Source organism: Pseudomonas frigoris (genome assembly GCF_047758635.1).
GTDB classification, from domain to species: domain Bacteria; phylum Pseudomonadota; class Gammaproteobacteria; order Pseudomonadales; family Pseudomonadaceae; genus Aquipseudomonas; species Aquipseudomonas frigoris.
The window spans coordinates 560,250-573,706 of record NZ_CP180479.1 but is presented as its reverse complement, the minus strand read 5'-3'; the positions used below and the strand labels follow the sequence as shown (position 1 = coordinate 573,706).

Below are 13,457 nucleotides of genomic sequence, written 5' to 3'. Positions count from 1 at the left end.
CCTTCGCGAGCAAGCCCGCTCCCACATTGGTTCTGTGAACGACGCAGATCCAATGTGGGAGCGGGCTTGCTCGCGAAGGGGCCGGAACAAACACCGCACAACCCCCAGACAAACAAAAACGCCCCCGACCTTGCGGTCGGGGGCGTTTTTTTAGCAGCTAACTAAGTCGAAACTCAGTTACCGGCTTTCTTGGCAGCGCGGGTACGCTCGCTTTCGCCCAGGATCTTCTTACGAAGACGGATGGACTTAGGAGTGACTTCGCACAGTTCGTCTTCTTGCACGAACTCAAGAGCTTGTTCCAGGGTGAAACGGATAGGCGGAACCAGAGCGATGGTTTCGTCTTTACCCGAGGCACGCATGTTGTCGAGCTTCTTGCCTTTGGTTGGGTTGACGCCCAGGTCGTTGTCGCGGCTGTTGATGCCGACGATTTGACCTTCGTACACGTCTTCACCGTGACCCAGGAACAGTTTGCCGCGAGCTTGCAGGGTTTCCAGCGAGTAAGTCAGAGCCTTACCGGTAGCAACCGAAACCAGCACGCCGTTCTGACGGCCGGACATGTCGCCGGACTTCATCACGTCGTAACGGTCGAAGATCGAGGTCAGGATGCCTGCACCGGAGGTCAGGGTCAGGAACTCGTTACGGAAACCGATCAAGCCACGAGCCGGGATGTTGTACTCAAGGCGCACACGGCCCTTGCCATCCGGAACCATGTTGGTCAGGTCGCCTTTACGGATACCGATCTGTTCCATGATCGAACCTTGCGATTCTTCTGGCAGGTCGATGGTCACGTTTTCGTACGGTTCGTGCTTGACGCCGTCAACCATGCGGATGATCACTTCCGGACGACCAACACCCATTTCGAAGCCTTCGCGACGCATGGTTTCGATCAGTACCGAGAGGTGCAACTCACCACGGCCGGAGACTTTGAACTTGTCGGCGGTGTCGCCTTCTTCAACGCGCAGGGCAACGTTGTAGAGCAGTTCTTTGTCCAGACGCTCTTTGATGTTACGGCTGGTGACGAACTTGCCTTCACGACCGCAGAACGGCGAGTCGTTAACCTGGAAGGTCATGGAAACGGTTGGTTCGTCAACGGTCAGCGGCTTCATCGCTTCGACGTTCAGTGGGTCGCACAGAGTGTCGGAGATGAACAGCTGGTCGAAGCCGCTGACGCAGACGATGTCGCCGGCAGCTGCTTCGTCAACGTCGATACGGTGCAGACCGTGGTGACCCATCAGCTTCAGGATACGACCGTTACGGCGCTTGCCGTCGGCGTCGATAGCCACAACTTGAGTGTTCGGCTTGACGCGACCACGGGCGATACGGCCAACGCCGATAACACCCAGGAAGCTGTTGTAGTCCAGTGCCGAGATTTGCATCTGGAACGGACCGTCACGGTCAACTTGTGGAGCCGGTACGTGGTCAATGATCGCCTGGTACAGCGGGGTCATGTCTTCAGCCATGTCGGTGTGTTCCAGACCGGCAATGCCGTTCAGGGCCGAGGCGTAGACGACTTTGAAGTCCAGCTGTTCTTCGGTAGCACCGAGGTTGTCGAACAGGTCGAAGATCTGGTCCAGAACCCAGTCCGGACGCGCGCCTGGACGGTCAACCTTGTTGATGACCACGATTGGACGCAGGCCGGCTTCGAAAGCCTTCTTGGTCACGAAACGGGTTTGCGGCATAGGGCCGTCTTGAGCGTCAACCAGCAGCAGAACGGAGTCAACCATCGACATTACGCGTTCAACTTCGCCGCCGAAGTCGGCGTGGCCCGGGGTGTCCACGATGTTGATGTGGTGGCCGTTCCAGTTGATGGCGGTGTTTTTCGCCAGAATGGTAATACCGCGTTCTTTCTCCTGGTCGTTGGAGTCCATCACGCGCTCGTCGTTGAGCTCGTTGCGCTCCAGGGTGCCGGATTGACGCAAGAGTTTGTCTACCAGGGTGGTCTTACCATGGTCAACGTGAGCAATGATGGCGATGTTGCGTAGATTTTCGATCACTTGTGTATCTCGATCAGAGGATTCGGTGTGCTGACAAGTCTTGGCAGCGATTAACAGTAGAGTCCGGCAAAGCCGTTACAGCTTGACGGCGGCGTCGGGGGGCCGGTGACGCAGGCCACAGGCAAACAGCCCCGGGCACTTAGCTCGGTCGATAAACGCGCACATTGGCATGCCCCTCACTGAGCAAATGGTGGGCATGCAGGCGACTCATCACGCCTTTGTCGCAATACAGCAGGTACTGGCGAGTAGGGTCCAGTTCCTTGAAACGAGCGTTCAATGCATAAAACGGCATCGTTTGTACCTCAATGCCAACGAGGCCCAGCGGGTCGTCTTCAGCAGCATCCGGATGACGGATGTCAATGACGATCTGACCAGCCAGCGCTTCGCTGACTTCTTCGATCTGCAAATCCTGGCCCAATTCGTCGATCACGCGATCGATCGGCACCAGTTTGGCGTTCTCGAGCGCACGCTCAAGTACTGCCATGTCGAACTGTTGTTCTTCGTACTCCACGCGTGGACGCTTGGCGTGGGTCTTGGGGTTCACCGAGATGACCCCGCAGTATTCCGGCATGTGCTTGGCGAAGTCGGCAGTACCGATTTCGTTGGCCAGGTCGATGATGTCCTGCTTGTGACTGGCGATCAGCGGACGCAAGACCAGCTTGTCGGTCACGCAGTCGATCACGGACAGGTTCGGCAGCGTCTGGCTCGACACCTGGGAAATCGCTTCGCCGGTGACCAGCGCATCGATCTCCAGCCGATCGGCAATACGGGAAGCAGCGCGCAACATCATACGCTTCAAAACTACGCCCATATGACTGTTATCGACTTTACCGAGAATTTCTCCCAGTACTTCCTCGAACGGCACACTCACAAATAACACGCGTTGGGAGCTGCCGTACTTCTTCCAGATGAAGTGCGCGACTTCCATGACGCCCAGTTCATGGGCTCGTCCGCCCAGATTGAAGAAGCAGAAATGGCTCATCAGCCCGCGGCGCATGATCTGGTAAGCGGCGACGGTGGAATCGAAGCCGCCGGACATCAGCACAAGCGTCTGTTCCAGGGCGCCCAGCGGATAACCGCCGATGCTGTTGTGCTGGCTGTGGATCACGAACAACCGTTTGTCGCGAATTTCGAGGCGAACTTCGATTGCAGGCGTTTTCAGCGAGATTCCGGCGGCGCCGCACTGACGACGCAGTTGGCTGCCGACGTATTTCTCGACGTCCATCGAGCTGAATTCATGCTTGCCGGCACGCTTGCAGCGCACCGAAAAGATCTTCCCGGCCAATGCATCACCGAAGTGCTGCTTGCACTTGGCGACGATGTCGTCGAAGTCGCCCAACGGGTATTCGTCGACTTGCAGGAAATGCGCGATGCCCGGCATGCAGCTCAGGCGCTCGGTCATCTCCTTCAGGGCTTTGGGCTCGCTGACGCGGGTTTCCAGCTCGAGATTGTCCCACACACCGTTCACCACCACAGCCGGGTCCAGGTCGCGGAGCACGGTACGGATGTTTTTGGCCAACTGGCGGATGAAACGCATCCGTACCGGGCGGCTCTTGATGGTGATCTCGGGGAAGACTTTTACGATTAGTTTCATGAAAACAGCGCGCGCTGGGCCAGCCGAAAAAGGGGGGCGCGGATTATAGCGGAAATTGCTCAAGGTTTAACCAGTTAATGTGCAGAAGGTTTTGCGCGCACCAAAACGGGTCATTTGTTGTATTTGACGCTACATTACGGGGCGCTATTTCCAGCTTTGCTGCGCTTTGCACCTTTATAAGCGTGAAATTGGGGCAAAAAACCCATGGTGGGGCACTGGCATGCAATTTGCTCCCTTGTGAGGCAGGTTGCCTTGGCAGAGTATTCGCGCCGGCATCACCCACATTCTAAGGGCATCCACTACTAAGCCCGAAGCCACCCGGAGGACACTATGTCGAAGTCGGTTCAACTCATCAAAGATCATGACGTCAAGTGGATTGATCTGCGCTTCACGGACACCAAAGGCACTCAGCACCACGTGACCATGCCGGCTCGCGACGCGCTGGATGAAGCTTTCTTCGAAGAAGGCAAAATGTTCGACGGTTCCTCCATCGCTGGTTGGAAAGGCATCGAAGCCTCCGACATGATCCTGATGCCGGACGACAGCACTGCCGTTCTCGACCCGTTCACCGAAGAGCCAACCCTGATCCTGGTTTGCGACGTGATCGAGCCTTCGACCATGCAAGGCTACGACCGTGACCCACGTGCGATCGCCAAGCGTGCCGAGGAATACCTGAAGTCGACCGGTATCGGCGACACCGTATTTGTTGGTCCAGAGCCTGAATTCTTCATCTTCGACGAAGTGAAGTTCAAGTCCGATATCTCCGGCTCCATGTTCAAGATCTACTCCGAACAAGGTTCGTGGATGTCCGACCAGGACGTGGAAGGCGGCAACAAAGGCCACCGTCCAGGCGTCAAAGGCGGCTACTTCCCGGTTCCGCCGTTCGACCACGACCACGAAATCCGTACCTCCATGTGCAACGCCATGGAAGAAATGGGCCTGGTCATCGAAGTTCACCACCACGAAGTGGCAACTGCCGGCCAGAACGAAATCGGTGTGAAGTTCAACACCCTGGTGGCCAAGGCTGACGAAGTTCAGACCCTGAAGTACTGCGTACACAACGTTGCTGATGCATACGGCCGCACCGCGACCTTCATGCCTAAGCCTCTGTACGGCGACAACGGTTCGGGTATGCACGTTCACCTGTCCATCGCCAAAGATGGCAAGAACACCTTCGCTGGCGAAGGCTATGCCGGCCTGTCCGATACCGCTCTGTACTTCATCGGCGGCATCATCAAGCACGGTAAGGCCCTGAACGGCTTCACCAACCCGTCGACCAACTCCTACAAGCGTCTGGTCCCAGGTTTCGAAGCTCCAGTGATGCTGGCCTACTCGGCTCGCAACCGTTCCGCCTCGATCCGTATTCCTTACGTGTCCAGCCCTCGCGCTCGCCGTATCGAAGCCCGCTTCCCGGATCCGGCAGCTAACCCGTACCTGGCCTTCGCTGCCCTGGTAATGGCCGGCCTGGACGGTATCCAGAACAAGATCCACCCTGGCGATGCTGCTGACAAAAACCTGTACGACCTGCCGCCTGAAGAGGCGAAAGAGATCCCACAAGTGTGCGGCAGCCTGAAAGAAGCCCTGGAAGAGCTGGACAAAGGTCGTGCGTTCCTGACCAAAGGCGGCGTTTTCAGCGACGACTTCATCGACGCTTACATCGCTCTGAAAAGCGAAGAAGAAATCAAAGTACGTACCTTCGTACACCCACTGGAATACGAGCTGTACTACAGCTGCTGATCCAGTAGCGCCTGCGCAAGCGGCGTGACAAAAAAGAGGCCTCCTTCGGGAGGCCTTTTTTTGTGGGCGCGATTCAACGGCTGCAATAAACCCCTGTGGGAGCTTGCTCGCGATGGCGGCGGATCAGCCAACATCAATGTTGAATGAGAAACCGCTATCGCGAGCAAGCTCGCTTGTATGTTTAGACTTGAAGGGGTGGGCGGGACTAAAAGCTCGATTCTGACTCTGACCAGTACAGACCGTGGGAGACTTCTCGTCCCGCCCTTTCTACCCAAAGCGCCGATAAGGAATTCATCGGTAAAACCGACGATAGAGGCAAGCCAGCGCAACGGTAGACCCCGACAAGCTCTTAAACCCTAGCTCCGAGGATTCGTCATGACAATCCTTACTTCGCAGACGGTTGTTGGCATCGATATCGCCAAGGCTGAAATAGTTATCTATCGCTCCGACCTGCAAACCACTGACGCCATCAAGAACGATCGAACAGCCCTTAAACGCTGGCTTAAAACATTGCCCGCCCAAAGCGCTATCGCCGTTGAAGCCACCAACATCTACCACCTGGACACTGTCGAGTTGGCCCATGCGATGGGTCACCAGGTCTATGTCGTGGATGCTTATCGGGTGAGCAACTATCGCCGCGGCATCGGCCAGCGAGCCAAGAACGATCCCTGCGATGCCCGTCTGCTGGCGCGTTATTTGACGAACGAACAAGACGGACTGCGGATCTGGAGCCCGCCACCCAAGGCCTACACCTCGCTGAAAAGCCTGCTCCACAGGCGTGCAACGCTAATCCAGAACCATGCCGGTCTGATGCTGAGCTGGGCCAATGAACCCTTGTTGAAGAAAGTGCAGACCGCCCAGCAAAAGGCCTTCAAGCAAGCGGATCAGGCCATTCAGAAACTGCTGCGCAAGGTCTGCAAAGAGGCGGGTATTGAAGAGAATATCGACCGCTGCAAAGCCATCGAAGGGGTTGGCGAACTGACTGCAACCGGGTTGGCGACGACCTTTATGCGCGGTGATTTTGCCAATAGTGATGCGTTCATCGCGTTTCTAGGGATGGACCTTACGGTCGATGACTCCGGGAAGAAGAACGGCCCCCGGCACTTGACCAAAAAAGGGGATCCGGAAGTACGCCGGTTGGCTTACAACGCCGCAATGGCAGCCTGTCGCTCAGCTAAATGGAAACCGTTTTACGAGTCATATTTGGCAAGAGGCTTCTCGAAAACCCAGGCATTGGTGGCCCTTGCCCGGAAACTCTGCCGGGTGGCATTTGCCCTGATGAAAAATCAGAGCAAATACCAGCCGGCCTGAAGTTGCGGGGTTGCCCTGCAACATAGAATCTCCCACAGGTATTTACGGTGCTTGATGGACCTCGTTAAACCATGCCCAAATGTTTACAACTTGGGACAATCGCCGCGCCTGACCTATGCTGCACCTCAACGCTTTTGTTTCTGGTCGATTTTATGGGTCGTGGTTTTCTACTGATGTTGCTGTTGATCGCCCTGCCCGCCGCCGCGCAGATCTATAAGTACACCGACGCCGACGGCAACACCGCCTACAGCAATCAACCGCCCGATGGCGTGAAGGCTCAACCGGTCGAGTTACCACCGCTTAACAGGGTTGAGCCCCAAGCCCCTTCTGCGCCACCTGTCGAAGCCACCAGCCGCGAACAGCCGCGCAGCGCTTACGAGGTGCTGGAGCTGACCAACTTACCCACCACCGAAGCACTGCGTGCCAACAACGGCACCTTCACCGTCAACGTGCTGATCAAACCCCGCCTGCAAGGCCCTCATCTGTTCAGGCTGTTGCTGGACGATCAACCTTACGGCCAGCCGAGCAACGTGCCGATCCTGCAACTGGTCAATATTGACCGCGGCACACACAGCCTTGCTGTACAGGTGATCGACGGGGAAAACATCGTTCAACAAAGTCCCACCGAGACGTTCACCGTACAACGGGTGCATAAGCCGTGAGGCTGTGGCTGCTGATCACCTGCTTGATCGCCCTGCCGGTGACGGCCGAGGTGTTCACCTACGTCGACGCTCAGGGCAATCGGGTCTACACCGACCAGCCAGGCTCCGGCAATGCCAAGCGCGTGCCGCTGGCGACGAGTAACCGCATGTCCGCCAACCCTGGCGGCGCAGCACCGGTGATGGCTGGAAAGAAGGCCGAAACAAAACCACTGTTCCACTACGACATGCTGAGAGTCCTGGTGCCGGAGCCAGACGCCACGGTGCGCAGCAGTGCTGGCGAGATTATCGTCAGCGTCACCAGCGAACCCAGCCTGCAACGAGGCCATCGCTACCAACTGCTGCTCGACGGCCAACCCACCGCAGCGCCCGGCCTGAGCCCGGTATTCGCCCTGAGCAACCTCGATCGCGGCAGCCATAACCTCTCCGTGGAAATCCTCGACGAGCAGGGCCGCACGGTCGAGCGCACAGCCAACCAGCCGTTCCACATGCTGCGCATCTCCCTCGCACAGAAGCGTCAGGTCAAACCCTGCGCCCTCCCCGATTACGGCCAACGGCCGGAATGCCCGCTCAAAGACAAACCCGTAGAAGAAAAAAATCCCTTCCTGCGCTTCTTCTAACGCCGCTCAAGTTTGCGCACTATATTGGTGCAATTGGTTGCACCATACTCACATCCCATCCCATTTTGGTTCGAAAGTACCCGTCAAAGCTGGCAGAACGCCACGCAAACGAGCGTCAAACGCCCGTTTCAGGCCTTAAACGCTTCTTTTCGGAGCCTTGGTTTGGTTTTTGCATTTTCCTCGTATCAGCGCTTTATTCATGCGCGCGCCCTGCTCCAAAAGAGGTCCTGATGACCATTAGCGACGCACTGCATCGATTGCTACTCGACAACCTGACCACCGCCACCATTCTGCTCGACGCCGAACTGCGCCTTGAGTACATGAACCCGGCGGCGGAGATGCTTCTGGCCATCAGCGGCCAGCGTAGCCATGGGCAGTTCATCAGCGAGTTGTTCACCGAATCTCCCGAGGCGCTGAACTCCCTGCGCCAGGCGGTCGAGCAGGCACACCCGTTCACCAAGCGCGAAGCGATGCTCACCGCCCTCACCGGCCAGACGCTGACCGTCGACTACGCGGTAACCCCGATCCTGGCCAACGGCGCCACGATGCTGCTGCTGGAAGTCCACCCCCGTGACCGCTTGCTGCGAATCACCAAGGAAGAGGCGCAGTTGTCGAAGCAGGAAACCAGCAAGACGCTGGTGCGCGGCCTCGCTCACGAAATAAAGAATCCTCTCGGCGGGATTCGCGGCGCGGCGCAATTGCTCGCCCGCGAACTGCCGGAAGAAAGCCTGCGCGACTACACCAACGTGATCATTGAAGAGGCCGACCGCCTGCGCAATCTGGTCGATCGCATGCTCGGTTCCAATAAGCTGCCGTCACTGGCGATGTGCAACGTCCACGAAGTTCTGGAACGCGTTTGTCATCTGGTGGAGGCCGAAAGCCAGGGCTGCATCACGTTGGTGCGCGACTACGACCCAAGCATTCCCGACGTGTTGATCGACCGCGAACAGATGATTCAGGCCGTGCTGAACATCGTGCGCAATGCGATGCAGGCCATCAGCAGCCAGAACGAGCTGCGCCTGGGCCGCATCAGCCTGCGTACCCGCGCCATGCGCCAGTTCACCATCGGCCACGTGCGTCATCGCCTGGTGACCAAGATTGAAATCATCGACAACGGCCCGGGCATTCCCGCGGAGTTGCAGGAAACCATCTTCTTTCCCATGGTCAGCGGCCGTCCGGACGGTACCGGGCTGGGCCTGGCCATTACCCAGAACATCATCAGCCAGCACCAGGGCCTGATCGAATGTGACAGCCATCCAGGCCACACCACCTTCTCGATCTTTCTGCCACTGGAACAAGGAGCCACATCGACATGAGCCGTAGTGAAACCGTGTGGATCGTCGATGACGACCGTTCTATCCGTTGGGTCCTGGAAAAAGCCTTGCAGCAAGAAGGCATGACCACGCAAAGCTTCGACAGCGCCGATGGCGTGATGAGTCGCCTGGCGCGCCAGCAGCCGGACGTGATCATCTCCGACATCCGTATGCCGGGTGCCAGCGGTCTGGACCTTCTGGCGCGGATTCGCGAACAACACCCACGGCTGCCGGTCATCATCATGACCGCTCACTCCGATCTGGACAGCGCTGTCGCGTCCTATCAGGGCGGCGCGTTTGAATACCTGCCCAAGCCGTTCGACGTCGACGAAGCGGTGTCGCTGGTCAAACGCGCGAACCAGCACGCCCAGGAACAGCAAGGCCTGGAAGTCCCGGTCGCCTTGACCCGCACCCCGGAAATCATCGGTGAAGCACCGGCGATGCAGGAAGTGTTTCGCGCCATCGGGCGCTTGAGCCACTCCAACATCACTGTACTGATCAACGGTGAATCCGGTACCGGTAAAGAACTGGTGGCGCATGCCCTGCACCGTCACAGTCCGCGGGCGGCTTCGCCGTTCATTGCACTGAACATGGCGGCAATCCCGAAAGACCTGATGGAATCCGAGCTGTTCGGCCATGAGAAAGGCGCGTTCACCGGCGCGGCCAACCTGCGACGCGGGCGTTTTGAACAGGCTGACGGCGGCACGCTGTTCCTCGATGAAATCGGCGACATGCCGGCAGACACCCAGACCCGCTTGCTGCGGGTGTTGGCGGACGGCGAGTTCTATCGCGTCGGCGGTCATGTGCCGGTGAAGGTCGATGTGCGAATCATCGCCGCGACTCACCAGAATCTGGAAACCCTGGTGCACGCCGGGAAATTCCGTGAGGACTTGTTCCACCGCCTCAACGTGATCCGCATCCACATTCCACGGTTGTCGGACCGTCGCGAAGACATCCCGACCCTGGCCAAGCACTTCCTCAGCCGCGCCGCGCAAGAACTGGCGGTGGAGCCAAAGCTGCTGAAAAGCGAAACCGAGGAATACCTGAAGAACCTGCCGTGGGGCGGCAACGTGCGTCAGCTGGAGAACACCTGCCGCTGGATCACGGTGATGGCTTCGGGTCGCGAAGTGCACATCAGCGACCTGCCGCCGGAGCTGCTGAACCTGCCGCAGGATTCGGCGCCAGTGACCAACTGGGAGCAAGCGCTGCGCCAGTGGGCTGATCAGGCGTTGGCCCGTGGCCAGTCGAGCCTGCTGGACAGCGCTGTACCGGCGTTCGAGCGGATCATGATCGAAACTGCCCTCAAACACACCGCCGGCCGCCGCCGCGATGCCGCCGTTTTGCTGGGCTGGGGGCGTAATACCCTGACTCGCAAGATCAAGGAATTGGGGATGAAGGTTGATGGTGGGGATGATGATGAAGGGGAAGAAGGCTAAGCAGCCTTTAGCTCTTCGCCGACAGTTACATCCAATCGCGAGCAAGCTCGCTCCCACAGTGGATTTCAGTGTTTTCACGATTGAGTGAACCCCCTGAACCCTGTGGGAGCGAGCTTGCTCGCGATGCTTTTGGGGCCATCGTGCACCGACTGAATGCACCGTGAACCGCAATCGCGCACGGCAACAGATCCGAAATCCCGCCGGCTTTCGCAATCGAACCCCTATCGAAAAAACACGAAAGCCCCGGAATACGGGGCTTTCGACGTTTCTGCGCGACATTCTGTTTCAACTTGTTAAAACCTGGCACGCCCCCTGCAATAGTCCATTCAGTGATTCAGTTCACTACCCGGTTTCGGGGACCTTGGTACAGGCAGGCCGGGGATTCCCCTCTTTACATCGGGCTCACACCGCACTTGCGACGAGCCCAAGCAGTTTTGGGGCCCTTGATACAGGCAGGTCAGGGGTTCCTTCTTTACACCGGGCTCACGACGCAATGCGCGAGCCCTCCCGTTTTGGGGACCTTGGTACAGGCAGGCCGGGGATTCCCTCTTTTATTGCTCTCGGAGATGGATCTCCAGCCGCCAGCGGTCATCGACCTCGCTACCGGCCCACTCGCCCTGCAGTGGCCGAGCCGCCACCACCGTCAGCAACAACCCCCCATCACTCAAACGCACGCGCCAGTTCACGCTCTTGTCGTTGATTTTGAGCTGACCTTTCTGCGCCTTGCCTTCAGCCTCGAACAGCAACGCGAGGCTACCGTCGACGAACTCGCCGTGAGCCTTGGGTTCGTTGTTGAACCACACCACCAACCCGTCGTTCGTCACCTCGACCTGCTGCAATTCACTGGGGTCGGGCGTGGTCAGGCGACCGATCATCAGCCCTACCATCACCCCGACAATCGCCAGCGAAGCCATCACTCGCGGGAATAGCTTCGAACGCGGGTCCGCTTCAGGCGTAGAATGCCGCTCATCTTTACCTTCGGAGCCGTGCATGTTTCACGTCATCCTTTTCCAACCAGAAATTCCGCCGAATACCGGCAACGTTATCAGGCTGTGCGCCAACAGTGGCTGCCACCTGCATTTGATCGAACCGCTGGGCTTCGAGATGGACGACAAGCGTCTGCGCCGGGCCGGCCTCGATTACCACGAGTATGCCACCCTGCAACGCCACGCAGACCTCGCCAGCTGTCTGGAAAGCCTCGGTCATCCTCGGCTGTTCGCCTTCACCACCAAGGGCTCGCGGCCGTTCCACGATGCCCGCTTCGCCGAGGGCGATGCATTCCTGTTCGGCCCGGAAAGCCGTGGTTTGCCGGCGGAAGTACTCGATGCCCTGCCCGGCGAACAGCGCCTGCGCCTGCCGATGCGTGAAGGCTGCCGCAGCCTGAACCTGTCGAACACCGTGGCGGTCGCCGTCTACGAAGGCTGGCGCCAGCTCGGTTTTAAATAACACCGCATAACAAATGTGGGAGCGGGCTTGCTCGCGAAGGCGTCGTGTCAGTCAACATCAATGTTGAATGATCAACCGCTTTCGCGAGCAAGCCCGCTCCCACATTGGACTTGCTTCGACGCTCAGACCGCTTATTGCACGGTTGGGGTTTCGCCCGCAGCCTGCATGCGTTGCAGTTCTTGTGCGTACAGCGCGTCGAAGTTCACCGGGGCCAGCATCAGGGCCGGGAAGGAGCCACGGGTGACCAGGCTGTCCAGGGTCTCGCGAGCGTACGGGAACAGGATGTTCGGGCAGAACGCGCCGAGGGTGTGGCTCATCGAAGCGTCGTCGAGGTTCTTGATCAGGAAGATCCCGGCCTGTTGCACTTCAGCGATGAACGCCACTTCGCCGTTTTCACCGTTTTTCACGGTCACGGACAAGGTCAGCACGACTTCGTGGAAGTCGCCTTCCAGAGCCTTTTGACGGGTGTTCAGATCTAGACCGACGCTCGGTTCCCACTGCTGGCGGAAGATGGCCGGGCTTTTCGGGGCTTCGAAGGACAAGTCACGTACGTAGATGCGCTGCAAGGAGAATTGCGGTGCGGTTTCTTCTTCGCTAGCTGCAGTGTTCTGTTGGTCAGTCATCTCAGATCCTTTCTGATCTTGGGGTCTTATAGGGAAGGCATTCAGGCCTTGAGCATGGCGTCGAGCTTGCCGGCGCGCTCAAGGGCGAACAAATCATCACAACCACCCACGTGGGTGCTGCCGATCCAGATCTGCGGCACGGACGTACGTCCGGCCTTCTGAGCCATGGCGGCACGCACCTGCGGCTTGCCATCGACCTTGATCTCTTCGAAGGTCACGCCTTTGTTCTCGAGCAGGTACTTGGCTCGCGAACAGTAAGGGCAGTAATCGCTGGAATAGACGACGACGTTGCTCATATCACTTCACCAGCGGCAGGTTGTCGCCTTTCCAGCTGGAAATACCGCCGGAGAGCTTGGCGGCGGTGAAGCCGGACTTCATCAGTTCGCGGGCATGCGTGCCGGCAGTCTGGCCCATGGCATCGACCAGGATGATGGTCTTGGCCTTGTGCTTTTCCAGTTCGCCGACGCGAGCGGTCAGTTTGTCGTGAGGAATGTTCACCGCGCCAACAATGTGACCGGCGGCGAAGTCCTTGGTCGAACGGATGTCGATCACAACGCCCGCGTCCTTGTTGACCAGTCCGGTCAGTTCACCGGTGCTCAGGCTGCGACCGCCGCCTTGCATCTGATAAGCGATCAGCAACGCCAGCAGTACGACGAAGATACCGACGAGCAGATAGTGGTTAGTGGCAAATTCAATCAGGTGAGCAACCATCGAAGGAGGTTCC

At 58.3% G+C, this 13,457-nt stretch carries 12 protein-coding genes and 1 pseudogene; 7 read left to right on the top strand and 6 right to left on the bottom strand.

What is annotated here, in order from left to right:
- Nucleotides 1-173 precede the first annotated feature (173 nt).
- Nucleotides 174-1,994, bottom strand: a complete 1,821-nt coding sequence (gene typA / locus ACMXYH_RS02715; protein WP_129439249.1) for a translational GTPase TypA — start codon at nt 1,992-1,994, stop codon at nt 174-176.
- A 139-nt stretch (nt 1,995-2,133) separates the two neighbouring features.
- Entirely contained in the window at nt 2,134-3,588 is a 1,455-nt protein-coding gene (thiI, locus tag ACMXYH_RS02710) for a tRNA uracil 4-sulfurtransferase ThiI (RefSeq protein WP_129439251.1), read from the bottom strand.
- Nucleotides 3,589-3,918: 330 nt separating this feature from the next.
- Here thiI and glnA point away from each other — a divergent pair, with 330 nt between their 5' ends.
- The 6 genes and pseudogenes from glnA to ntrC all read left to right on the top strand — a co-directional run bounded on the left by glnA (nt 3,919) and on the right by ntrC (nt 10,664).
- Nucleotides 3,919-5,325 (top strand): glutamate--ammonia ligase, encoded by a 1,407-nt coding sequence (glnA, locus tag ACMXYH_RS02705; protein WP_046045568.1) that lies wholly within the window; start codon nt 3,919-3,921, stop codon nt 5,323-5,325.
- Nucleotides 5,326-5,700: 375 nt separating this feature from the next.
- Nucleotides 5,701-6,662, top strand: a pseudogene (locus tag ACMXYH_RS02700) (IS110 family transposase).
- Between the two features lie 126 nt (nt 6,663-6,788).
- Nucleotides 6,789-7,298, top strand: coding sequence for a DUF4124 domain-containing protein (locus ACMXYH_RS02695; protein WP_415766222.1), 510 nt, complete (start codon nt 6,789-6,791; stop codon nt 7,296-7,298).
- Entirely contained in the window at nt 7,295-7,915 is a 621-nt protein-coding gene (locus ACMXYH_RS02690) for a DUF4124 domain-containing protein (RefSeq protein WP_415766221.1), read from the top strand. Before ACMXYH_RS02695 ends, ACMXYH_RS02690 begins: the two co-directional genes overlap by 4 nt.
- A 230-nt stretch (nt 7,916-8,145) precedes the next feature.
- Nucleotides 8,146-9,231 (top strand): nitrogen regulation protein NR(II), encoded by a 1,086-nt coding sequence (glnL, locus tag ACMXYH_RS02685; RefSeq protein ID WP_415766220.1) that lies wholly within the window; start codon nt 8,146-8,148, stop codon nt 9,229-9,231.
- The gene (gene ntrC / locus ACMXYH_RS02680; protein WP_046052178.1) at nt 9,228-10,664 is read left to right on the top strand and encodes a nitrogen regulation protein NR(I); all 1,437 of its coding nucleotides are present in this window, start codon (nt 9,228-9,230) and stop codon (nt 10,662-10,664) included. Before glnL ends, ntrC begins: the two co-directional genes overlap by 4 nt.
- Nucleotides 10,665-11,215: 551 nt before the next feature.
- Here the strand turns inward: ntrC and ACMXYH_RS02675 are convergent.
- Nucleotides 11,216-11,656, bottom strand: coding sequence for a hypothetical protein (locus ACMXYH_RS02675; RefSeq protein WP_046052179.1), 441 nt, complete (start codon nt 11,654-11,656; stop codon nt 11,216-11,218).
- Between ACMXYH_RS02675 and ACMXYH_RS02670 the strand changes: the two genes are divergently transcribed.
- Nucleotides 11,655-12,110, top strand: a complete 456-nt coding sequence (locus tag ACMXYH_RS02670; RefSeq protein WP_415766219.1) for a tRNA (cytidine(34)-2'-O)-methyltransferase — start codon at nt 11,655-11,657, stop codon at nt 12,108-12,110. The genes ACMXYH_RS02675 and ACMXYH_RS02670 overlap by 2 nt on opposite strands.
- A gap of 131 nt (nt 12,111-12,241) precedes the next feature.
- Here ACMXYH_RS02670 and secB read toward each other — a convergent pair whose 3' ends face one another.
- The 3 genes from secB to ACMXYH_RS02655 are packed head-to-tail and all read right to left on the bottom strand — an operon-like array spanning nt 12,242 to nt 13,444.
- The gene (gene secB, locus ACMXYH_RS02665; RefSeq protein ID WP_027922165.1) at nt 12,242-12,733 is read right to left on the bottom strand and encodes a protein-export chaperone SecB; all 492 of its coding nucleotides are present in this window, start codon (nt 12,731-12,733) and stop codon (nt 12,242-12,244) included.
- 41 nt (nt 12,734-12,774) lie between these two features.
- On the bottom strand, nt 12,775-13,029 hold the full coding sequence (gene grxC, locus ACMXYH_RS02660) for a glutaredoxin 3 (protein ID WP_415766218.1): 255 nt from the start codon (nt 13,027-13,029) through the stop codon (nt 12,775-12,777).
- 1 nt (nt 13,030) lies between these two features.
- Nucleotides 13,031-13,444: a rhodanese-like domain-containing protein gene (locus ACMXYH_RS02655; protein WP_008149429.1), complete on the bottom strand. Its 414-nt coding sequence runs from the start codon at nt 13,442-13,444 to the stop codon at nt 13,031-13,033.
- Nucleotides 13,445-13,457: the final 13 nt, after the last annotated feature.